The organism is Planococcus sp. YIM B11945, from assembly GCF_050864155.1.
Lineage (GTDB): Bacteria > Bacillota > Bacilli > Bacillales_A > Planococcaceae > Planococcus.
In genome coordinates this window covers 65,198-85,029 of record NZ_JBOZWR010000005.1, presented here as the reverse complement: position 1 = coordinate 85,029, position 19,832 = coordinate 65,198, and the positions used below count along the sequence as shown (strand labels likewise).

Sequence of the window (19,832 nt, the reverse complement as noted above, 5' to 3'; positions counted from 1 at the left end):
CTTTTTCTATACATACGTACGGAAGGCAGCGAAAGTTTCGGATTTCCAAGCGCTAAGCGCTGTGCATTGCCGTTTTTTTGTCGTTTGCTGTAAAATAATGAGAAGATGCAAGTGGGTTTAAAATGAAAGGCGCGAATTCAATGAAATTTTTCCTTATCTTTATTCAAATACTCGTTTTATACGGGTTTTATTGGCTGGGCGACTGGCTGCGCGGCTTCTTTGGCCTTCCTCTTCCCGGGAGTATAATCGGTTTTTTGATTTTGTTTGCCGCGCTTATGCTGAAGATTTACCCGCTGCGCTGGATTGAATCCGGCGCTCATTTTCTTCTGGCGTTTTTGTCGCTGTATTTTATTCCAGCAACGGTCGGCGTCATTGGGTACGGGGATGTGTTGAGCGGCAGAGGCGTTTGGCTAATTGTTATTGTCATTATCAGCACATTGGCTACTATGGCGGTTTCCGGACTTCTCAGCCAGTGGTCTTCCCGCAATGCGGAAAGAAAGGAGGAACGTTGAAATGGAGATGATTTTGCTGTCTTTGTTGTTCGCCGGAACGACCATCGTTTTTTATCTTCTGTTCAATGGGCTTTATACAAGATACCGCTGGACGGTGCTGACTCCTGTATTGACGACAACGTTCACGTTGATCGCCATGCTGCTCTTATTTGATATTCCATATGACCGGTATATGCTTGGCGGCCAGTGGATTGGTTCGCTGCTCGGACCGGCAGTCGTCGCACTCGCAGTTCCCCTTTATAAGCAGCGAGATGTGCTGGTGCAAAATTTGCTGCCGATCGCAATCGGCGTCGGTGCGGGCGTGGTGTTTGGCATGGCCAGCGGCATGGCATTGACGAAGCTGTTCCAGTTTTCGAATGAAATGCTTTTGACGATGCTGCCCAAATCGTTAACAACGCCTGTTGCGATGCAAGTGGCTGAAGAATTGGGCGGCGTTCCGCCATTGGCTGTCGTTTTTGTGATGGTGGCCGGGTTTACCGGCATCCTGGCTGGTCCTTGGCTGTTGAACATGCTCGGCATCGATTCAGCAATCGGCCGCGGCATTGCCCTCGGCTCCGCTGCACACGGCCTCGGAACGGCAAAAGCGTTTGAATACGGAATAAAAGAAGGTTCCATGGCTTCAGTAGCCATGACGCTTTGCGCCGTCATCGGCTCGTTTCTCGGTCCAGCTCTTGTCTGGCTGTTCTTTTAGTCTGGGTTTTGAAATTCTAGAGTTCTGCAAAAAGCCCCTGTCCATATTTTTGGACAGGGGCTTTTGATTACTCCGGCAAATTCAATTGCCACGAAACGCCAAACCGGTCGTTGAGCCAGCCGAACTTTTGGCTGAAGCCGTAATTGCTTAGCGGCATGAGCGCATGGCCCCCTTCAAGCAAACGGTCATAGACTGCGTCAATTTCTGCTTCTGAATGGCAAGTTACAAACAGCGAAATCGACGGCGTAAAGGTGAATTCGTGTTTGACGCTGCTGTTGCTAAACATAAAAGGCTGCCCGTTCAAGTAAACAACGGCTTGCATCATTGAGCCATCTTCATTGCGCACCAAGTTGACAACTTTCGAGTCCTCAAAAACGGCCGTATACAACTTCATCGCTTCTTCCGCTTGTCCTTCAAACATCAAAAATGTAGTGATTTTCGGCAGTTGTTCCATCGTCCCACTCTCCTTTTCAATTTCCTGTGTCTCGTTTATTGTATCCAATCATTCCAAGCACTACTAGAAGCACGGCGATAACCGACAAAACGGCAGCGCGCACGAAATCCAATTCCTCTAACGGGATTTGGGAAGCATGGCCGTACGGCGATAATTTTTTTACCCAATCCGGAATTTGAAATAGATTCCCCAAATACACGACGAAAAAAGAGAACATCAAATACAGCCAAACCAAGCCGGTGAATTTTGGTGCCCATCCAATCAACAGCAGCGCAAGGCCAAGCATGATCCAAAGAGCCGGCAAATAAGCGAAAGCCGAGTTAACGAACATGCTGAGCGCAAGTTTTTCTTCCAGTACTGGATTTCCAGCCATTCCTAAACCAAGCCCAGCCAGTGCCAGCATCACAACGCTTGTCAGGAACCCAAGCAATAAATAACTGCCCATTAATCGATTTCTCGATACCGCGCGGCCCAGCACATGTTCCAACCGGCCGTTTTTTTCTTCACCTTTTAGCTTTAGTACCGCCATCATTACCGGAATGGTCCCGATAATTGCCATAATTGACATGAGGACAGGAACGAATTGTTCCACCAATGTAAAACCTTCTTGCTCAATAAGCATCCGCTGCATGATATCCACATCTGCAAAAAAAGACTCCAAATCCCCGAGTACCGATCCGTAGGATGCACCGAGCACAAATAGGCCAATCGCCCAAGCAAGCAATCCGGTCCGCTGCAGCCGGACGGCTAAGCCAAAAGAATTTTGCAGTGCCCAGGAAGCGTTCGTCCTTCCAGGTTTTGAAGGCAGAAAGCCGGAACCCAAATCACGGATGGCGTTCAAGTATAATGCCAGTGCCGCTAACACTACAGCTGCTCCGGCCGTCAAGAAAATCGGCCACCAATAATTATTGACATACACTTCCGACCGGATAATCCAGCCGAGCGGCGACAGCCACGAAAGAGCTTCGTTGCTGATATCTCCAACCGCCCGCACCATGTATGCCCCGAGCAACACCGCGATGGAAAGGCCGATTGCGCCTCTGGCATTTCCTGAAAGCTGCGCAAACACCGCCGTAATCGAGGCAAAAACCATACCTGTTGCCCCTAATGCCGCGCCGTACAATAAGGAACCTTCCAAGTCCATCGTCTCAATGCCAAGAGCGTAAAGCCCAATCCCTGTTAATGCCGCTAGTACAACATTGGCCAGAAACATCACCAAAAGCGTAGCCGCTGCATTCGACAATCGCCCGACTGGAAGAGAGCGCACCATTTCAATGCGGCCATCTTCTTCATCTGCACGCGTATGGCGAACAACCAGCAACACACTCATCAGTCCCACAACCACCGCTGTCATCAAGAGCATTTGATGCGCCATCATGGCCCCTTCCGTATAATTGGCCAAGCCGTATCCGGGACCAACCATCGCTGTCATTGCTGGGTTTTTCATTGTTTCCGCTATCGCTTGCCGCTCCTGTGCATTCTTATAAAGATCGGTAAATGCCACTGCAATTACCAATGTAGAAACCACAAAAGCCATAATCCAAATCGTCAGCCGGATGCGATCGCGGCGCAGCACAAAACGCGTTAAGCTTCCGGTTTCAGTAAAAAGGTGCTTTTCCATTACGACACGCCTCCTGCTCCTTCGTAATGGCGCATGAACAATTCTTCGAGCGTCGGCGGTGCGCTTTCCATTCTTGTTACCCCAAACTGGCTGACGTAGCGAACTACGGGATCCAGCTCCTCCGCATCTACTTGAAAGGATAGCGCGCCATCTTTTTCTTCAATGCCGTGGACGCCTTTCAGTTCGGTTAACCCGGAAATCGGCTGCTTCGTTTCTACTAGCAGCATTGTTCCAGTTAAATGCCGGAGTTCCTGCAGCGTCCCTTTTTCAATAATCTTGCCTTGCCGGATGATCGCCACTTTGTCGCATAGCTTCTCCACTTCGGACAAAATATGGCTCGACAGCAAAATGCTTTTTCCTTGGGCTTTCGCTTCCATAATGCATTCCTGGAAAACCCGTTCCATCAATGGATCCAGTCCGGAAGTCGGTTCATCTAAAATATACAAGTCGGCATCGGAAGAAAACGCGGCAACGAGCGCCACTTTTTGCCGGTTCCCTTTTGAATACGTCCGACATTTTTTTCTTGGATCCAAATCAAATCGGCGGATCAATTCATCTCTCCGGCTTTTATTGTTGCCTCCGCGCAGTTTGACAAATAAATCGATCACTTCGCCTCCCGTTAAATTTGGCCAAAGGTTTACATCTCCCGGTACGTAAGCGACGCGTTTGTGGATTTCGACGGCATCTTTCCAAGAGTCTTTGCCAAACAAAGTCGCTTGCCCTTCTGTCGCCTTTAGTATGCCGAGGAGCACGCGGATAGTGGTGGATTTTCCAGAACCGTTTGGACCGATAAAGCCGTAGACTTCGCCTTTCTCCACTTCGATATCCACTCCGTCCAGTGCAGCAAAATTCCCGAACTTTTTTGTCAGCCCCTTTGTCTGCAAAATGGTCATGCTTCCCGCTCCCCTTCTTTATAGAAACTTTTCTTTAAAATATCCAGGTAGCTGTAAAATTCTTGCCAATAAGGGTCAAAATCAATAGACGCCAGATGTTGCCCTTCCAGCTTCTGCAGCAATTCGTTCTGATAGCCTTCGATCGACCAACGGATCAATTTGAACGCTTTTTCGACATCGACATCGCTTCGGAACAAGGCCAAATCTATTCCTTCGTACAGCATCTTGTTGCTAATCCGCTGCAGGTCTTCGTACTTCCGTTGGATATGGGCGGGCATGGTTGCGTCTTTCGCCAGCACAAACGTGCCGATAAAATTAAAGACGTACTTATTTTCAGTTTGTGCCTTGAATTTGATTGCCGATATTTTTTTCAGGCGTTCGATAAAATCCCTTTCACTCAGATCCACTAAGTTGAAATATTCCTTTTTGACGAAGTCCAAGCTATAATCTGCTAAATATTCGTATAGGTCTCTTTTACTTTTAAAATAATAAAACAGCATGCCTTTGCCAATGCTGGCAGCTTTGACAATTCGATTGGTTGAAGCTTTTTCAAAACCATGTTCTGCAAATTCGGCCAATGCTGCATTTAAAATTGTTTGTTGCTTTTCCGGCTCCAGGGCGGTGAATTTCTCCATCTTGTCACCTTCTTTTCATGTGTAGACCACTCCGGTCGAGTCTATTATAATCCTCTTCGACCAAGGTGGTCAATTTAATTATAAGAATAATTCGATTATTCCTTTTAAAGCAAGAAGCCTTTACCGTTCGTCGGGGCAATGCTATATTTTGGAAGGACAAAGAATAAGGGGGAGAATATATTGAAGAATTTATTGAACAAACAAGGAATGGCCATAGCAGCAGGCATTGCGTCTATCGTCCTTTTAGCTGGGTGCGGCAATGAAAGCGCCGACACAGCTGAAGAAAAAACTACAGAATGGGACCGGATTCAAGAAGAAGGTACATTAAACGTCGCTACTTCTGGAACGCTGTTCCCAACATCGTACCGCGAAGAAGGAACCGATGAGTTGACCGGATTTGAAGTGGAAGTGGTCCGCGAAATCGGCAAACGCCTGGAACTGGAAATCGAATTTACCGAGCTTGGCTTTGACGAAATGCTGACATCTGTCCAAACCGGGCAAGTGGATATGGCCTCAAATGACATTGAAGTGACAGAAGACCGCAAAGAAAACTTTGCCTTTTCTACACCATTCAAATTTTCATACGGAACAGCCATCGTCCGCAAAGACGATTTATCCGGCATTGAAACACTGGAAGACTTGAAAGGCAAAAAAGCGGCCGGCGCTTCCACTTCGGTTTATATGGAAACTGCCCGCTCATATGGCGCCGAAGAAGTCGTTTATGACAACGCAACGAACGAAACGTATTTGCGCGATGTGGCAATTGGGCGCACCGATGTCATTTTGAACGATTACTATCTTCAAACTTTGGCTATCGCTGCATTCCCAGAACTTGAAATCACCATTCATCCGAACTTAAAATACAGCCCGTCTGAAGTGGGCGTCGTCATGAACAAAGACAACAAAGAACTTGCAGAAAACGTCAATCGTGTGATCAACGAAATGCTGGAAGACGGCACAATTGCCAAAATTTCCGGTGAATTCTTTAACGGCGCCGATGTGACTCAAAAAGTGGATATTGAAGAGTAAAAAAGAAGCTGTCCTCTGGGGGCAGCTTCTTTTTTATGGAGAATTTTTTTGATTTACTTACCATGGCAACAGTTACTTGCTCTGCTGAAGATTCACTTGCGTCCGCCCCTTCTATTTACTATTTCAACTCCATATTTCTATGCTGCGAAACTGCTGCTTCCATTTCATTAGAATCGTGTTTATTAAAATTTGTGGTGCGGCTTTAGAACCGTTTGAGAACGGGTACTTGATAGTATAAAAAATTACGAATAAACGCCTGAACGCAAGACATCTCCTGTTTTTATCGATACAATTAACTAATTAATCTAACTAATATAAAAGTGGGGTGAAAAGATGAATTTTTCTCCTTTAAGCGATCAGGCAATTGTCATTGAAGTCGGCACAGAAATTAATGATGACACGCAAAGCCAGGTAAAAAGGATCGCCGCACTGCTAGAAGCCCATCCACCCGCTTGGATGATCGAAGCCATCCCTGCTTTTACAACCATTGCGGTTTTTTACAGCCCGGTGATTGCCACATACGATACGGTGCAAAAAGAATTGGAAGAACTGCTTACAAAAACTTCTGAAGCTTCCGATGTTGAAACGAGAACCATTGAAATTCCTGTCTGCTATGGCGGCGAATTTGGTCCGGACTTGGAGTTTGTCGCCGAGCACAATGGCTTGACCCCGGAAGAAGTCATCACGATTCATACAGGCGGCACGTACACGGTCCACATGATCGGATTCGCACCAGGGTTTCCGTTTATCGGCGGCATGTCTGAAAAAATTGCCGCCCCTCGAAGAAGCTCCCCGCGCTTGCGCATTCCGGAGCGGACCGTCGGCATTGCCGGAAAGCAAACCGGTGTCTACCCGATCGAAACGCCGGGCGGCTGGCAGCTGATTGGCCGAACGCCGATCCGGCTATTCCGCCCCGAACAAGATGTACCGAGTTTGCTGCGCGCGGGAGACCAAATCGTTTTCCGGAAAATATCAGAAAGCGAGTATCATGCCTGGAAGGATGAGGATGATGTTGAAAATTCTTAAAAGCGGCCTTCAAACAACGGTGCAGGACCTTGGGCGCTATGGCTTTCAAAAATACGGCGTTATCGCAAGCGGCGCTATGGATCCCTATGCCCACCGGATCGCCAATTTACTTGTTGGCAACCAAGACAATGACGCAACGTTAGAGATCACACTTGTCGGCCCTTCTATTCAATTCGAAGAGGACGTCTTCATTGCCTTGTGCGGGGGCGATTTAACTCCGCAGCTTGATGGGGAAACTGTCGGAATGTGGCGGCCGCTTGCTGTTAGAAAAGGCAGCACGTTGACTTTCGGCGCTCCGAAAATGGGCTGCCGGGTTTATTTGGCTGTAGCGGGCGGCATTTTCGTTCCGGAGCTTATGAACAGCAAATCCACTTATTTGCGGGCAGAAATTGGCGGGTTTGAAGGCCGTTCCTTAAAAACGGGCGACCGGTTGGAAGTAGGATCCGCGCCTGCACCTCATGCTGCCGCTTTGAAAAAAGCAATAGGCGAAGAAACCGAGTGGCAAGTCCCCTCTCCCCGCTACTCTGCAGAGCCCGCCGTCCGGCTGCTGAAAGGCCGTCAGTTCGCGTTGTTTAACCACGATAGCCAGAAGCGCCTGTTCAGTGATTTCTTCTCGGTGTCGGCCAGTTCTGACCGAATGGGCTACCGGTTAGAGGGCCCGCTGTTGTCGCTGCAAGAACCTGGCGAACTGATTTCCGAGGCGGTGGCGTTCGGATCGATTCAAGTGCCTTCGGACGGAAATCCCATCATCTTGTTGGCTGACCGCCAAACAACCGGCGGCTATCCGAAAATCGGGCAAGTGGCTTCAGTCGACTTGCCGCTTGTCAGTCAATTGAAACCTGGCGACCGGCTGCGCTTGGAAGAAGTATCGCTTCAAGAAGCTCAACAGTTGTTGATTGACGAAGAACAAAAAATACAGCAGTTAAAAATCAGCATTCAACTCAAATGGGAGGAATGGGCATGACATTTAAAGTAGACTTGAATTGTGATATGGGCGAAAGTTACGGGGCTTATGCGATGGGCCGAGACGCAGAAATCATGGATTATATCACCTCAGCGAATATCGCTTGCGGCTTCCATGCGGGCGATCCAGCAACGATGCGCAAAACGGTGCAATTGGCGCTCGAAAAAAACGTCGGCATTGGGGCGCATCCTGGCCTTCAGGATCTTGTCGGTTTTGGCCGGCGGAATATCGCGATTACGCCTCAAGAAGCATATGATTTAACCGTTTACCAAATCGGGGCATTAGCTGGCTTTGTCCAAGCAGAAGGCGGCCGCTTGCAGCACGTCAAAGCGCACGGAGCACTCTATAACATGGCTGCGAAAAATGCCGGACTTTCCGAAGCGATTGCTGAAGCGGTTTATAAAATTGATCCGGAGCTGATTTTATTCGGCTTATCCGGCAGCGAAATTGTCAAAGCCGGACAAAAAATCGGCTTGCGCACTGCCAATGAAGTGTTTTCGGACCGCACTTACCAGCCGGATGCGACCTTAACGCCGCGGACACAGTCCAATGCCTTGATCACCGATCCACAAACAGCTATCCGTCAAGTGATCCGCATGGTAAAAGAAAGCAAAGTTCAAACGGTTGAAAAGCAAGACATTGCAATCCAAGCAGATACCATTTGCATCCACGGCGACGGCGCCACCGCACTTGACTTTGCAGTAGAAATTTCAAAAACGCTTCGCGACACAGGCATTGATGTTGTAAAAGTACAGGAATTTATGTAATTACAAACTCAAAGGGGTGAACTCACATGAAAAACACGAACCGCAGCATTTTGCTCGGCGCCGCTTTTCTCATGGCGACTTCCGCTATCGGTCCGGGGTTCTTGACGCAAACGACCGTTTTCACCGATACACTTCTTGCTTCATTTGGTTTTGTCATTTTAATTTCCGTTCTTATTGATATCGGTGCGCAAACTAATATTTGGCGCATCATCGCTGTTTCGGGAAAACGGGCACAAGACATTGCCAACGACGTTCTTCCCGGCCTTGGCTACTTCCTCGCATTTTTGGTCGCGCTCGGCGGACTGGCTTTTAACATCGGCAATATCGCCGGCGCCGGACTAGGCGTCAACGTGTTGTTTGGCCTTTCCGCTAAAACCGGTGCCATTTTAAGCTGTGTGTTGGCAGTCGGCATTTTTGTGGTGAAAGAAGCGGGACGTGCGATGGACCGCTTCGCACAAATTTTAGGGTTTGTAATGATCGGTTTGACGGTTTACGTCATGATTGTGGCGCAGCCGCCTTTTGGCGAAGCCGTCGTAAAAACGTTTGCCCCGGACACGATCGATATTTTCGCCATCGTTACGCTAGTCGGCGGCACCGTCGGCGGTTATATCAGCTTTGCAGGCGGGCATCGCCTTGTTGATGCTGGGCTAACTGGTCCGAAAGCTTTGCCCGAAGTAACGCGCAGTTCGATTTACGCGATTGGGATTGCTTCATTGATGCGCATTATTTTATTCCTGGCTGTGCTTGGTGTTGTCACACAAGGGTTTGTGCTTAACCCGGACAACCCGCCCGCTTCCGTTTTCCAGCATGCGGCCGGAAACATCGGCTATAAAATTTTTGGGGTCGTCTTGTGGGCAGCTGCCATTACGTCGGTTGTCGGCGCTGCTTACACGTCTGTGTCGTTCATCCGGACATTCAGCCCTGTGCTTGAAAAATACCATCGCCACATCACCATCGGGTTTATTTTGGTTTCCACATTAATTTTTGTCATCATCGGCCAGCCAGTGCTGATCTTGGTGCTTGTCGGATCTCTCAATGGCTTGATTTTGCCAATTGCCCTTGCCGTGATGCTGATTGCGGCGCATAAAGCGAAAATTGTCGGCGATTACAAGCATCCCCTTTGGATGACGATCGTCGGGATTATCATTGTCATTGCCATGGCGTGGATGGGCATCTACACATTATTCAACGGCATTCCAGCCCTTTTCAAATAAAATAAGAAACAAGGCTCCATTTCTCTAACACTGAGAAATGGAGCCTTGTTTTATTTCTGGCTTTTTTCATTGCCATGTTTAAAATTGCCCGTGATTTTCGCCAATGCCAATTGGACGTCTTTGGCTGTTTCCGCTTGTTGGATGCGGGTCAGCAGCTTATCTGCTTCTTTGCCTTTGACGATTTTGATTTCTTTTCCATGGAAGGCAATAAATACGTTATTATTTTTGCCGATGCGGTAAGTGAACACTTCTTCATCCAGGCGATTGCGTTTATCGATGTTGTTCATAGTGGCACATCCTCTTCGCGTCTTTGAAAAATACCCTTTACACCATTTCTTGTTTGATGGCTTGAGCTACATTTTGCCAGTATGCTTCGCTATGCGGCACCAAGTCCTTCAGCGTGACGGTTTTATTCAGCAGCCGGCCCATGCCGCAGACTTCCAGTTCGTCCTGTTCACCGAAGCACCAACTGTAAAACGCTTCGAATTCTACTTCCACCATCCCCGCCACTTCTTCTTGCTGCAGCATGTACCGTTCCTCTACGTTGGGCGGCGCTTGATACAAGAAAACGTTGCACCGTTCGTTATCAATAAAATCCTTATGCCTGATTTGGTCTTTTATGACCCCCAACGGAATCAAGCTGGAATACGCAACGGCAATTCCGAGCTCTTCTTCCACTTCCCGGATGCCGTCTTCAACGGTTTCGCCCGCCAGTAAATGGCCAGCTGCCGTTATATCCAATAAATCCGGAAAGTCTTTCTTCTCTGCACTCCGCAGCTGCAAATGGATTACGTCTCTCCCGTCCCTTTTGCTGACAATCCAGCAATGGAACGTTTCGTGCCACAAGCCTCGTTTATGGACTTCTTCTCGCGCCGCCACACCAAGCGGCTGACCCTCTTCGCTGCAATAAGCAATTTGTTCCGTTTCCACCGTCTGGCCCCCTTTTCTTCTCTTGTTGCTACCGTAGCAAAAAATTCGAATGATGTGAATGATTTACCTGAAACAAATAAAAACCAGCACCACATGGCACCGGCTTTTAAACTATATTTCTTTCTTCTTCCTGATAAACGGTAATGCAGTTTCTTCCTGACTTTTTGGATTGGTACAACGCTTGGTCCGCTTCTTCGATAATGTGTGCCAATGTTTTGTGCCTGGAGGAAAAACTCATTCCAAGGGAAATGGTCAAATTGCCTCCCGGCTGATTTTCTTCGCCTTCAAACCGGTAATTTTGGACTTTTTGGCGAAAGCGGTCAGCCACTGTTTCAATGCCATCGCTTTTTAAGGCATCCGTATAGCAAATGATGAATTCTTCTCCGCCGTAGCGGGCAATGACGTCATCTTTTCTTATCGTATCTTTCAGCAATCCTCCTAATTGAATGAGCACCATGTCTCCTTTTTGATGGCCATTCGTATCGTTAAAATTCTTAAAATAATCAACGTCAAACATGACAATGGAAATCGGAACGTTTTGGGCAAGGAGATTTTCCACTTTGTTTTTGAAAAAACGGATATTTGGCAGCTGCGTCAGCGGATCTTCGTTCGAATAAACCTCCAGCTCGCTTCTTAACAACAAGTTGCGGTTTTCTTCATTCAACATTAACGCCATTGCCGTAACCGCAATTAGCGCAAATCCAAACGTTGTTAAAGCGATAAACAGGGTCATTGGCGTTGTCCAAAGCATAACAATCGTTTTAAGGAATTCGTATAAAACAAAACCAAATATAAGCCGCTTGATGTGAATGAGGATAAATACTTGATTCGATGGTTTTTTCAAATAGAACACTGAACCTATTATAATCGGCAAAACAATCGATTGAAGAATGCCCTCCACCACTGTCGGCCCACCCATGTAAATCCGATAAGCAGTCGGTGCCAGGCTGGAAAGAATTCCAAATTTCCATCCTCCGATATACGAGATGAAAAAAATCGGCACTTCCCGCAAATCGATGCGCATGCCTTCATGCTGATACGGATGGTACATGACAGAGACAGTCATAAAATTGATGAAAAGAGCGTACGTCCAGAGCATCTGGGCAGAGTTTTTTATTTCTAAAGACAGTATTTCTTTGATGCGCAGCCCCATGTACATCAAGGCAATAATTAGCGCCATGTTTTCCAAAAAGAAAAAAAGCAAAATAGTCATTTAACAAAAAGCTCCTTTAAACCGCCAATAAACTCTTCGCCACAATCAGTTCAATAAGGCTTTACAACCTATTGCATTGCTGCGAATAAAAAAAGAACCCCCTGTAGTAAGTTCTTTGCTTTATTAGTTCTTAAGTATTTTAGTCATTACATTATTATTCGATATACGGGAATATTTGTCAATGACATCCTGAATACCATGTCAAAAGAAACAAGAAACGCAACCAAAATTATCTGTCTATTCAATTTCTTTAAGACTATAATGAAGTTATAGGGGGTGCTTGTATGGAAATCGAACGGAAAGTCAAACAGTGGATAGAACAAGGCTTAATCGACCAACCTGCAGCCGAACGCATCCTGGCTTTTGAAAAACAGCAGCCCGCTCCTTCTAAACTGCCATTGCTTTTAGTCATTGGACTCATTTTCTTTTCACTCGCTGTTTTCAGTTTTATCGCTGCCAATTGGCAAGCGATGCCTGGCTCTGTAAAAATTGGGCTCGTTGTTTTGCTGATGTGGCTGTTTTACGGTTTCGGCTATTTGGCGGAGCGGAAGCAATTTGGGCGCCCTCATATTTTTAGGATGATCGGGCTCGCAATGTTCGGCGCAAGTATCATCGTCGCCATGCAGTCGTTTCACCTGTCTTTATCCGGCGTGCTTTTGGGCTGGGCCATGTTCTTGGCATCGCTCGCCCATTACTTTTACTGGAAACATGTATCCTATACGGTCGTTGCTTTCATTTTCGGCATCGTCTTATTAAGCGGTTCGATCGGCTGGTTTCAATGGATCGCCTTTATCGCAGTGGCATTCGTCTGGTTTTACTTTAGCCGTGCAACTGTTACGACGACGGTCTTTAGTTGGCTGCTGTTATTCGGTTCAGGGCTGGCGCTTTGGCAGCTTCTTGACTACAACAGTGTGCTGCTTCCAATTTGGACATTGTTTGCGCTTGTGCCGCTGCTGTTTTTTGCAGATCTTGAAAAAGAAAAGCTGTTGCGGCCGCTTTACCTTCTGCTCGGCGCACTCCAACTGGTTGTTTATTTGTCCATCAGGGGTGCAACGGAATCGCCGCTCGAGGATTTGAATTGGGGCGAATCGATCGCTTTATTGATTGTGGCAGTTGGCATTGCGGCACTTTGCTTTGTCCGGTTCCGTCCAATCATCTGGATTGCTGCTCTCGGCTTGGCCGGCATGCTGCTATTTGACGATACGGCAATTGGCTTAGCCGTTTTGGCGGAACTTACGGCTCTCGGCTATTTAGCTGTTGCGCATCGCCGCAACGGGCCGCTTGCGCTCGGTTTTGTTTATTTCATCGTCGTGCAATTTGTTCTTTACTTTATCTACGCCTGGGAACGGCTCGATATGTCTCTCTTCTTCTTGCTCGGAGCGCTGCTGCTCTTTGCTTTGTCTGGAATTGCTTGGTGGGTTAACCGCAAGAAAGCAGGTGTAGCCACATGAAATCTTGGCTGTTTCCAATCACGCAAACGCTTTTTGTCCTGCTCGTGGTCCTGAGTTTTTATGCAGCTTCCTGGTTTGGTGAGCAGTACAAGCTGCGCGCCGAACCGTATGATCCATTCGACCCGTTTCTCGGCGAATATGTATTATTGCAATATCCCGACTTGAAGCCGAACGCTGGAGTGGAAACCGGCGACGTCTTTTTCACGCTGAAAGAAGGGGCGGACGGCTATGCAGTCATTGATCGAATCGAAAACGAGCCGTTTTTTGGAGCAATCAAGGGAACAAATTACAATAACGAAATCAGCGCTCCCCAACTTGAACAATATTACGTCGAGCAAGGAACCGGGCCGGGGCTCGAACAAGCCCGCGACTTGGAAGTGACGCTTGACGTGGCACCGTGGGGCAGCATTCGCCCATTAAATTTGGAAGCCCGGCAATAACAAATAAAACCGTCATTCCTATTATTGGGAATGGCGGCTTTATGTTTGAAAAGGCCAAGAGTTTAACATTCACTTTCTTATACACGTTCACGCATCACTTCAAGCACTTCAAGTAAGTCGTCTATTATTACATCAGCATCGCCGCATTTCTGCGGAGAATCTCGTTTCCAAACACCTTGCATGCCTACATTATTCGCTGCTTTTACGTCATTTTCCGGATGGTCACCGACAAAAACACTATCGCAAGGAGCGACTTGCAATTGGTTTAACGCCCGCAAGAATAACCTTGCGTCAGGCTTTTCCAACCCTTCCCATTCGGAAATCAAAATCACATCAAAATAGGCTTCAATTTCTAGCGCCCGGATATTGTCCAACTGAAACTGCCCTCGGCCATTGGTGATTAGCCCAAGCTGGATGGATTTCTTAGTTAATTCGTCCAGCAGAGGGATCAAATTCGGAAACGGTACACAATGATGCTTGAATTCGGATAAATAATCCTGCAGCAATTCGTCCGGAGTCAACTCAATCTGATATTCTTCTATTAACTGCGTATAGACTTTATCTTTCCACACATAGCCCCGACGATCCAGTTCAATGAAACGGCTGGCATATTCGGTTTTCGGAATATGGCCAACCCATTTTCCCAATCGGTCATACTGGCTGCTGATAAAGCTCTCGACCGATGAATCCCGGTCTAATAACGTCCCGTCTAAATCAAATAATACCGCTTTGACCACTGGCCATCCCTCCTAAAAATTGCCGATCCGCTTCACATTTTCCAAGTTCGTTCCATTGAATGACAATTGATAGATAGCTGGCATGGCAAGCTCTTTCCAAAACTGAAAATCAAAAGACGGGTCAAAATGATTCATGATCAGCACCATGATGTTTCCATGCGTTCCAATTACGATATTTTGACCTTGGTAAGTTTGCAGCACTTCCAAGGTCTTGGCTACACCCCGTTTTTGGGCTTGCACGTTCGATTCGCCGCCTTCCCAAAAAAAATGCTCGTCTTCCCACACTTTTCGGATGGCAGATGCAAAATCGCCGAGCGGCCCTTCGCTCAAGGTGCGCTCCTTGAATTCCTCCACTAGTTCAATTTCCGAACCAATTTCCTCTGCAACTCCGGCCACGGTTTGGACGGCGCGTTGGTACGGGCTGGAAAGCACCCGGTCGATCCGTTCCTGCTTCAACAGCGCAGTTACTCTGCAGGCATCCAGCAAGCCCTTTTCCGACAAAGGGCGGCCCAGCTCGTCCGTCGAGTAAACCGAATGGGCGTGCCGCACAAAATACAAATTAATCTTCAAGCAATTCCCTCTTCTCCCGAACAGTTTTCTGTCCGTAAATCTCTAACGCTTCGAATAAAAACTGCCGGTCCACACCGGTCCACTGATGAATTCGTTCTGCCCATTCAGTGGTGGTGTCCAGCACTTTTTCCGGAAAAAGCCCATCGTTTGTACTGAGAAAACTTTTCCAGTCATCAAATTCCCAGTGGGCCATTCCATCTTTATGCGGAACCCTTTTTTCAAAAAGCGGTTTCGGGTACACGTGGTTTTGTGAAAACTCAGCAGCTTCCATGAAAAACTCCATGCCCACTTCTCGAGTTTCATAAAACTGATTGGATTGTTTGCCGCCCGGCCTGTGGTAGATGATTTCAATATCTGTGTCTTTCGGCAACAACTGAACTTCAGCAGCCGGAAAAAAGCCCGGCAGCTTTTCGCTTGTAAATTCCTCTTGTTCGCTGTCGATCAAGATCGGCTGCAGCCACAAATCACCCAAGTCGCATAAATATCGGCAGCCGTTGTCGCCTACTGCAATAACCGCAGCATGCGCATCTTCCGTATTCAACTCATTGCCAATCGGATACGCGCGGATTCCCGCTTTCTTGAATTCATCGAGAAGCCAAATTGCCAAGTCAAAGCAATTCCCTGATACGCCGTAGCGTTTCCGGTACTCGTTCATCAACGCAATGCTTCTTTGCTTTTTGCCTTTTGCTTTCTCAAAATGCCACGCTTTCGTAAATGTTTCCATCGGAAAATCGTCAAACTTTTTCCATACAGAAAGAATGTTTTCTGGCGCTTTCATTTTCTCACCTTCTTTTGAATAAAATCTTCCCTACTATTTTCGATTCCGTTGCCATGTTTTCCGTTGTCTAGTCCAGCTGGTCTAATCCCCGATTACTCCAACACATCTTTTTTAAGCGGCGGGGCCATGAAATCCGGTTGAACCGGTTCATCGATCGACTCAGCCAGTATGCGGTCAATTTCTTTTTTGTCCTCGTCCGTCAACTTCCAACCGTCAATCCGCACCAAAGGCTCGAGCTGATCGGGACGTCTCGCTCCGCGAAGGGCAATTCCCGTTTCGGATTGATCCAGCACATACCGGACGGCCAAATCGATGAGCGGGCGCCCGTAAGCTTCCTCAGCAAACCGGGCGAGCCGTTCTGCCGCTGCCACGTATTGGCCAAAAAGCGGCGGCTGAAACTTCGGATCGGCTTCTTTGCGGATATCGCCTTCATTGAATTCCCGGTCTGCGGTCATTTTCCCAGACAACAATCCACGGCAAAGCGTGCTGTATAAAAACAAGGTGGCTTCCTGTTTTTGGCTGTACGGAAAAATGTCTTTTTCTGCTTCCCGCTCAAATAAATTATACGGCGGTTGAATGGCGTGGATCGGTGCAATTTGCCGGAATGCCTCCATTTCTTCTACAGTAAAATTCGAGACGCCGATTGCATGAATTTTGCCCGAGTCGTATAGCTGTTTCATCGCTTCTGCCGTTTCCTCCATCGGCACTGCGGGATCTGGCCAATGAACAAAGTAAATGTCCACGTAATCCGTCTGCAGCCTCCCAAGCGTCTCATCAATTTCCGACAAGATTTGCTTTTTCGTGCCGTCCCGGTAAACTTCCTCGCCTTTCCAGCCGAGCGCGCATTTTGCCGAAAGAATGATTTCTTCCCGCCTGCCGCTTTCTTTTAACGCTTTCCCGACCAGTTCTTCTGAATGCCCGAATCCGTAATCGCTCGCCGTGTCAATCAGCGTAACGCCTTGGTCCATTGCCGCCTGCAGCATGTGCAGCGCTTCGTTGTCGTCGTTGCCGCCCCACATGGCTCCGCCAATCGGCCATGTCCCCACTCCAAAGCGCGACGCTTTTTTGTGAATTCCTGGAATGCTTGTGTACTCCATCAATACCCACCCCCATCTTTAAAATGAAAGATTGTCGATCCTTAATGAAGAAAACCGGCTTCATCTTTTTGCTGCTTTCTTTTTCCCTTGCCTGGCTATTAAAACCACTCCAGCTACCACTCCTCCTATAATAATCCACCAATAACTCGGCACTTCCTTTTGCTCCTCGGCTAATACGGCTTGTCCATTGCGGGGAGCAGCGGTTTCGACCGGCTGATTATCATCTCCAAAAGCGGTCAGTTCTTCCGTCTCGTCGCATATAGTGGTTTCCAAAGATGTCGTTTCCCCATTTAAATCCGGTTTCGCCCCTTTGTCTAATGGCACCTCGTGGGCATAGACCTTATACTCCCTTCCTTCTTCAAATTCAAAACCGCAATCGCCACTGCCCCATCCGGTTCGAATCACAAGCTGCGGCTCTTTTGCCCCTTTAAACATTTGGGTGACATCAAACACAACTCTTTTAGACGGATAATCGTCTGGGCTTTCCTGTTCTCTGACACTTGCCACTTTTCCGCTGAACACCACGGTGGCGCGTGCCCTTTCATCCTCATTTTCTGAAGGCGGCACACATGAACATGCCTCTACATTTGAAGGAATAGCTAAAACCACTCCAACTAATAATGCGGCTAACATATATAAAACCAGATTCTTCAACTCGCCAGCTCCCTTTGTTATCAAACCGATCGGCCTCCTCCTTCATTTTACATTAAATCCCAAGTGGAATCCGTATAAAAAAGAGAACTGCTGACTAAACTCACTGAACATTCCCTTCTCTTAACATACTCATTGTTTTATTAATTCGATTTTGCCGGGTTTCAGCTTTCTTTGCAGATTCAATTGGCAATACAAATCGCTGTTTATTGCTGTATGACAGACTCTCAAAAAATGCTTTAGCCACTATGTCTTGATTGAGTGCATCTGCAAAATCTTCCGGCATGGCCAGTTCTCGGGGAGCGGTGTCGAGTTCAAGTTTGACCTCCACTTCATCTCCAGCTTTGATGCCTGCCCCCTTACGATTTTCCGCACTCAGTGAGATCATGAACTGCCCTTCTCGAGTTGCCACAGTGCTTCGGTACGCATAGTTTCCTATTTTCACTTGCACGGCTGGCTTTTTGCTTGGCCCCAAACTTTTTACAACTTCATCTGGAACTAGAATTCCTGTAGTGTTTTTGCCAGTAAGCTGAATAGTTGTTTGAAATCTCATAACCTGCGCCCCCATTCTTTCGTTCATAATGAAACATTTTAAGAAATGGATTTTACCTTTTAAGCACTTTTGTTTATTTACCGACCTCTCCTATTTTTAAAGCTTATTAATGAAAAACGTTAAAATAGACGGCAGTTTCACTTGTAAAGAATTCATTCCACACAAATCCGTTAAGTCCTCTATCTTTATAGGATTATCTAAAAGCAGCTACCAACAAAAAAACTGCCGCCGCGGATTTTTCCGCAGCAGCAGTCTGTCTTTTATTCTTCAATTGAATCGCCTTTTCGTTGGCGAATTTGGTAATAGTTTAATTGCTTAAACAAATGCGATGAAGTTCCTTGGTCCACGGTAAACTCCACGCCGTATTCCATGTCGTCGCTTGTTTTGGATTTGCGGATGATGGAGCCTTCCAACTGAAAACCGCTATCCAAAATTTCAAAACGGCACTCCACTTTTTCCAGCAAAGGAATGTCGATTGAAGTAAAAAATCGCAAACCGTTTACACTGACATCGTATATATCCACAGGCAAGGCTTCTCTTCCAGCAATTACAACCGTTCCGTCAATCGAGCGGTTGAATCCGACCCGAAAAAACTCACGACGATTCTCGTTCATTTTGTGTCCCCCATTGGTCTTTTTATCTTTTACATATATAAGTTAATGAGCAAGCCTTTGATTTCACCAATCAAATCGAGCAGCTCAAGACCTTCTTTTTCATTTAACAGCACTTCATCGTTGAGCTCCAGCAACTTTTGGTCGATCACTTCGATCAGTTGATGGGTTTTCATGCCGCCGCCCGGATGGAAACTTTGTTTTTCGGACAATTGCATGCCGTTATTCAACGATTCCCCAATAAACTGCTTGACCAATTTTTTATAATCTCTCAAGTTTTCAAGCGTTCGTTGCTTGGCCAGCTTCTGCCCTTGAAAATCCACTCGTGACATCAATTGGTTTAACGCACTCATTTGCATTTTGGCCTGTGATTTTTGAATGACCGCTGCGAATGAATCGGCTGTTTTATTTTCGACTGCGTTTTTTGGCAATCGGTCGCTTGGAAAATTTGTTTGCCTGTCAATCCGCAAAAGGCGCACCTCATTTTAGCTTTGATAGCTTTTCTTTTTTTCATACAGGTTTACCGCTAGTTCCACTTCGCCGCGGTCCATATGGAGCACCTTGGCTATTTGTTTCGGCGAAAAACCTTGTTTATGCAATTGAGCAATTTTTTCGTGTCCTTGCTCAGCTGAAATTTCATGAATTTCAATCGGTGCTTCAACCATTTTCTTAACTGGCACTAGTTCGCTGACAGAAGAAACTGCAGTGGATTCCGTACCAAGTTTGCTTTCCAGCAAGCGGATTTTTTCTTCTAAGCCGCTTTCTTTTACTTTAATATAATTGACCAATTTATGATAGAGTTCATCGTTTTCTTTTTCCAGATTTGCAACAAATTCTTCCATACTTTGGTGAATCGCTTCTTTGTCTTCAATCATTTGTTCCCGTTGTTCTTTTAACTGGGACAACCCAATAAACGATCGGATGTTTACCAATATCGCCAACACAAGAAATAATGAGATTAGCAGCCATTCCATGGTGATCACCTTAACCTTCTA

The 19,832-nt window shown here is 46.9% G+C and carries 25 protein-coding genes; 9 read left to right on the top strand and 16 right to left on the bottom strand.

Features of this window, described 5'->3' with window-relative positions:
• The first annotated feature begins 140 nt into the window (after positions 1-140).
• Both ACRRQV_RS11770 and ACRRQV_RS11765 read left to right on the top strand, forming a co-directional pair.
• Positions 141-512 (top strand): CidA/LrgA family protein, encoded by a 372-nt coding sequence (locus tag ACRRQV_RS11770; RefSeq protein ID WP_432531019.1) that lies wholly within the window; start codon positions 141-143, stop codon positions 510-512.
• A gap of 1 nt (position 513) precedes the next feature.
• The gene (locus ACRRQV_RS11765) at positions 514-1,203 is read left to right on the top strand and encodes an LrgB family protein (protein ID WP_432531017.1); all 690 of its coding nucleotides are present in this window, start codon (positions 514-516) and stop codon (positions 1,201-1,203) included.
• Between the two features lie 67 nt (positions 1,204-1,270).
• Here ACRRQV_RS11765 and ACRRQV_RS11760 read toward each other — a convergent pair whose 3' ends face one another.
• The 4 genes from ACRRQV_RS11760 to ACRRQV_RS11745 are packed head-to-tail and all read right to left on the bottom strand — an operon-like array spanning position 1,271 to position 4,806.
• Complete coding sequence (locus tag ACRRQV_RS11760; RefSeq protein ID WP_432531325.1) at positions 1,271-1,648, bottom strand: VOC family protein; 378 nt, start codon at positions 1,646-1,648, stop codon at positions 1,271-1,273.
• A gap of 25 nt (positions 1,649-1,673) precedes the next feature.
• Positions 1,674-3,278 (bottom strand): ABC transporter permease, encoded by a 1,605-nt coding sequence (locus ACRRQV_RS11755; RefSeq protein ID WP_432531015.1) that lies wholly within the window; start codon positions 3,276-3,278, stop codon positions 1,674-1,676.
• Positions 3,278-4,171: an ABC transporter ATP-binding protein gene (locus tag ACRRQV_RS11750; RefSeq protein ID WP_432531013.1), complete on the bottom strand. Its 894-nt coding sequence runs from the start codon at positions 4,169-4,171 to the stop codon at positions 3,278-3,280. Before ACRRQV_RS11750 ends, ACRRQV_RS11755 begins: the two co-directional genes overlap by 1 nt.
• Complete coding sequence (locus ACRRQV_RS11745; protein WP_432531011.1) at positions 4,168-4,806, bottom strand: TetR/AcrR family transcriptional regulator; 639 nt, start codon at positions 4,804-4,806, stop codon at positions 4,168-4,170. The genes ACRRQV_RS11750 and ACRRQV_RS11745 overlap by 4 nt, the downstream gene beginning before the upstream one ends.
• A 207-nt stretch (positions 4,807-5,013) precedes the next feature.
• Between ACRRQV_RS11745 and ACRRQV_RS11740 the strand changes: the two genes are divergently transcribed.
• From ACRRQV_RS11740 to ACRRQV_RS11720, 5 genes are all read left to right on the top strand, one after another.
• Complete coding sequence (locus ACRRQV_RS11740) at positions 5,014-5,835, top strand: transporter substrate-binding domain-containing protein (RefSeq protein WP_432531323.1); 822 nt, start codon at positions 5,014-5,016, stop codon at positions 5,833-5,835.
• Between the two features lie 333 nt (positions 5,836-6,168).
• Positions 6,169-6,861 (top strand): 5-oxoprolinase subunit PxpB, encoded by a 693-nt coding sequence (pxpB, locus tag ACRRQV_RS11735; RefSeq protein WP_432531009.1) that lies wholly within the window; start codon positions 6,169-6,171, stop codon positions 6,859-6,861.
• Complete coding sequence (locus ACRRQV_RS11730; RefSeq protein WP_432531321.1) at positions 6,845-7,825, top strand: biotin-dependent carboxyltransferase family protein; 981 nt, start codon at positions 6,845-6,847, stop codon at positions 7,823-7,825. The genes pxpB and ACRRQV_RS11730 overlap by 17 nt, the downstream gene beginning before the upstream one ends.
• Positions 7,822-8,592 (top strand): LamB/YcsF family protein, encoded by a 771-nt coding sequence (locus tag ACRRQV_RS11725; protein WP_432531007.1) that lies wholly within the window; start codon positions 7,822-7,824, stop codon positions 8,590-8,592. The genes ACRRQV_RS11730 and ACRRQV_RS11725 overlap by 4 nt, the downstream gene beginning before the upstream one ends.
• Positions 8,593-8,618: 26 nt before the next feature.
• Complete coding sequence (locus ACRRQV_RS11720) at positions 8,619-9,806, top strand: NRAMP family divalent metal transporter (RefSeq protein WP_432531005.1); 1,188 nt, start codon at positions 8,619-8,621, stop codon at positions 9,804-9,806.
• Between the two features lie 50 nt (positions 9,807-9,856).
• Here the strand turns inward: ACRRQV_RS11720 and ACRRQV_RS11715 are convergent, their stop codons facing one another.
• From ACRRQV_RS11715 to ACRRQV_RS11705, 3 genes are all read right to left on the bottom strand, one after another.
• Positions 9,857-10,093 (bottom strand): hypothetical protein, encoded by a 237-nt coding sequence (locus ACRRQV_RS11715; protein WP_432531003.1) that lies wholly within the window; start codon positions 10,091-10,093, stop codon positions 9,857-9,859.
• A gap of 37 nt (positions 10,094-10,130) precedes the next feature.
• Positions 10,131-10,736 (bottom strand): NUDIX hydrolase, encoded by a 606-nt coding sequence (locus ACRRQV_RS11710; protein WP_432531001.1) that lies wholly within the window; start codon positions 10,734-10,736, stop codon positions 10,131-10,133.
• A gap of 106 nt (positions 10,737-10,842) precedes the next feature.
• Complete coding sequence (locus tag ACRRQV_RS11705) at positions 10,843-11,949, bottom strand: GGDEF domain-containing protein (protein WP_432530999.1); 1,107 nt, start codon at positions 11,947-11,949, stop codon at positions 10,843-10,845.
• Positions 11,950-12,233: 284 nt separating this feature from the next.
• Here ACRRQV_RS11705 and ACRRQV_RS11700 point away from each other — a divergent pair, with 284 nt between their 5' ends.
• Positions 12,234-13,400: a DUF2157 domain-containing protein gene (locus ACRRQV_RS11700; RefSeq protein WP_432530997.1), complete on the top strand. Its 1,167-nt coding sequence runs from the start codon at positions 12,234-12,236 to the stop codon at positions 13,398-13,400.
• Positions 13,397-13,840: a GDYXXLXY domain-containing protein gene (locus ACRRQV_RS11695; RefSeq protein WP_432530995.1), complete on the top strand. Its 444-nt coding sequence runs from the start codon at positions 13,397-13,399 to the stop codon at positions 13,838-13,840. Before ACRRQV_RS11700 ends, ACRRQV_RS11695 begins: the two co-directional genes overlap by 4 nt.
• A gap of 77 nt (positions 13,841-13,917) precedes the next feature.
• On the opposite strand, the gene ACRRQV_RS11690 is transcribed toward ACRRQV_RS11695, so the two are convergent.
• The 9 genes from ACRRQV_RS11690 to ACRRQV_RS11650 form a co-directional block, all read right to left on the bottom strand.
• Complete coding sequence (locus ACRRQV_RS11690) at positions 13,918-14,577, bottom strand: HAD family hydrolase (protein WP_432530993.1); 660 nt, start codon at positions 14,575-14,577, stop codon at positions 13,918-13,920.
• 12 nt (positions 14,578-14,589) lie between these two features.
• Complete coding sequence (locus tag ACRRQV_RS11685) at positions 14,590-15,147, bottom strand: histidine phosphatase family protein (RefSeq protein ID WP_432530991.1); 558 nt, start codon at positions 15,145-15,147, stop codon at positions 14,590-14,592.
• The gene (locus ACRRQV_RS11680; RefSeq protein WP_432530989.1) at positions 15,137-15,925 is read right to left on the bottom strand and encodes a hypothetical protein; all 789 of its coding nucleotides are present in this window, start codon (positions 15,923-15,925) and stop codon (positions 15,137-15,139) included. Before ACRRQV_RS11680 ends, ACRRQV_RS11685 begins: the two co-directional genes overlap by 11 nt.
• A 92-nt stretch (positions 15,926-16,017) precedes the next feature.
• Entirely contained in the window at positions 16,018-17,022 is a 1,005-nt protein-coding gene (locus ACRRQV_RS11675) for an aldo/keto reductase (protein ID WP_432530987.1), read from the bottom strand.
• A gap of 60 nt (positions 17,023-17,082) precedes the next feature.
• Positions 17,083-17,700 (bottom strand): hypothetical protein, encoded by a 618-nt coding sequence (locus ACRRQV_RS11670; protein WP_432530985.1) that lies wholly within the window; start codon positions 17,698-17,700, stop codon positions 17,083-17,085.
• 76 nt (positions 17,701-17,776) lie between these two features.
• Complete coding sequence (locus ACRRQV_RS11665) at positions 17,777-18,226, bottom strand: YdeI/OmpD-associated family protein (RefSeq protein WP_432530983.1); 450 nt, start codon at positions 18,224-18,226, stop codon at positions 17,777-17,779.
• Between the two features lie 260 nt (positions 18,227-18,486).
• A complete protein-coding gene (locus ACRRQV_RS11660; protein WP_432530981.1) occupies positions 18,487-18,840 on the bottom strand; it encodes a PilZ domain-containing protein in 354 nt (117 codons plus the stop codon).
• A gap of 29 nt (positions 18,841-18,869) precedes the next feature.
• Positions 18,870-19,316 carry a YaaR family protein gene (locus tag ACRRQV_RS11655; RefSeq protein ID WP_432530979.1) on the bottom strand — a complete coding sequence of 149 codons (447 nt, stop codon included), beginning with the start codon at positions 19,314-19,316 and terminating at the stop codon, positions 18,870-18,872.
• A 6-nt stretch (positions 19,317-19,322) separates the two neighbouring features.
• Positions 19,323-19,811, bottom strand: coding sequence for a DUF6115 domain-containing protein (locus ACRRQV_RS11650; protein WP_432530977.1), 489 nt, complete (start codon positions 19,809-19,811; stop codon positions 19,323-19,325).
• Positions 19,812-19,832: the final 21 nt, after the last annotated feature.

Excerpts from the sequence above, each read along its gene's own strand:
- ACRRQV_RS11770 (WP_432531019.1), top strand. The coding sequence starts at position 141 with ATGAAATTTTTCCTTATCTTTATTCAAATACTCGTTTTATACGGGTTT.
- ACRRQV_RS11765 (WP_432531017.1), top strand. The coding sequence starts at position 514 with ATGGAGATGATTTTGCTGTCTTTGTTGTTCGCCGGAACGACCATCGTT.
- ACRRQV_RS11755 (WP_432531015.1), bottom strand. The coding sequence starts at position 3,278 with ATGGAAAAGCACCTTTTTACTGAAACCGGAAGCTTAACGCGTTTTGTG.
- ACRRQV_RS11750 (WP_432531013.1), bottom strand. The coding sequence starts at position 4,171 with ATGACCATTTTGCAGACAAAGGGGCTGACAAAAAAGTTCGGGAATTTT.
- ACRRQV_RS11745 (WP_432531011.1), bottom strand. The coding sequence starts at position 4,806 with ATGGAGAAATTCACCGCCCTGGAGCCGGAAAAGCAACAAACAATTTTA.
- ACRRQV_RS11740 (WP_432531323.1), top strand. The coding sequence starts at position 5,014 with ATGGCCATAGCAGCAGGCATTGCGTCTATCGTCCTTTTAGCTGGGTGC.
- pxpB (WP_432531009.1), top strand. The coding sequence starts at position 6,169 with ATGAATTTTTCTCCTTTAAGCGATCAGGCAATTGTCATTGAAGTCGGC.
- ACRRQV_RS11730 (WP_432531321.1), top strand. The coding sequence starts at position 6,845 with ATGTTGAAAATTCTTAAAAGCGGCCTTCAAACAACGGTGCAGGACCTT.
- ACRRQV_RS11725 (WP_432531007.1), top strand. The coding sequence starts at position 7,822 with ATGACATTTAAAGTAGACTTGAATTGTGATATGGGCGAAAGTTACGGG.
- ACRRQV_RS11720 (WP_432531005.1), top strand. The coding sequence starts at position 8,619 with ATGAAAAACACGAACCGCAGCATTTTGCTCGGCGCCGCTTTTCTCATG.
- ACRRQV_RS11715 (WP_432531003.1), bottom strand. The coding sequence starts at position 10,093 with ATGAACAACATCGATAAACGCAATCGCCTGGATGAAGAAGTGTTCACT.
- ACRRQV_RS11705 (WP_432530999.1), bottom strand. The coding sequence starts at position 11,949 with ATGACTATTTTGCTTTTTTTCTTTTTGGAAAACATGGCGCTAATTATT.
- ACRRQV_RS11700 (WP_432530997.1), top strand. The coding sequence starts at position 12,234 with ATGGAAATCGAACGGAAAGTCAAACAGTGGATAGAACAAGGCTTAATC.
- ACRRQV_RS11695 (WP_432530995.1), top strand. The coding sequence starts at position 13,397 with ATGAAATCTTGGCTGTTTCCAATCACGCAAACGCTTTTTGTCCTGCTC.
- ACRRQV_RS11680 (WP_432530989.1), bottom strand. The coding sequence starts at position 15,925 with ATGAAAGCGCCAGAAAACATTCTTTCTGTATGGAAAAAGTTTGACGAT.
- ACRRQV_RS11675 (WP_432530987.1), bottom strand. The coding sequence starts at position 17,022 with ATGGAGTACACAAGCATTCCAGGAATTCACAAAAAAGCGTCGCGCTTT.
- ACRRQV_RS11665 (WP_432530983.1), bottom strand. The coding sequence starts at position 18,226 with ATGAGATTTCAAACAACTATTCAGCTTACTGGCAAAAACACTACAGGA.
- ACRRQV_RS11660 (WP_432530981.1), bottom strand. The coding sequence starts at position 18,840 with ATGAACGAGAATCGTCGTGAGTTTTTTCGGGTCGGATTCAACCGCTCG.
- ACRRQV_RS11650 (WP_432530977.1), bottom strand. The coding sequence starts at position 19,811 with ATGGAATGGCTGCTAATCTCATTATTTCTTGTGTTGGCGATATTGGTA.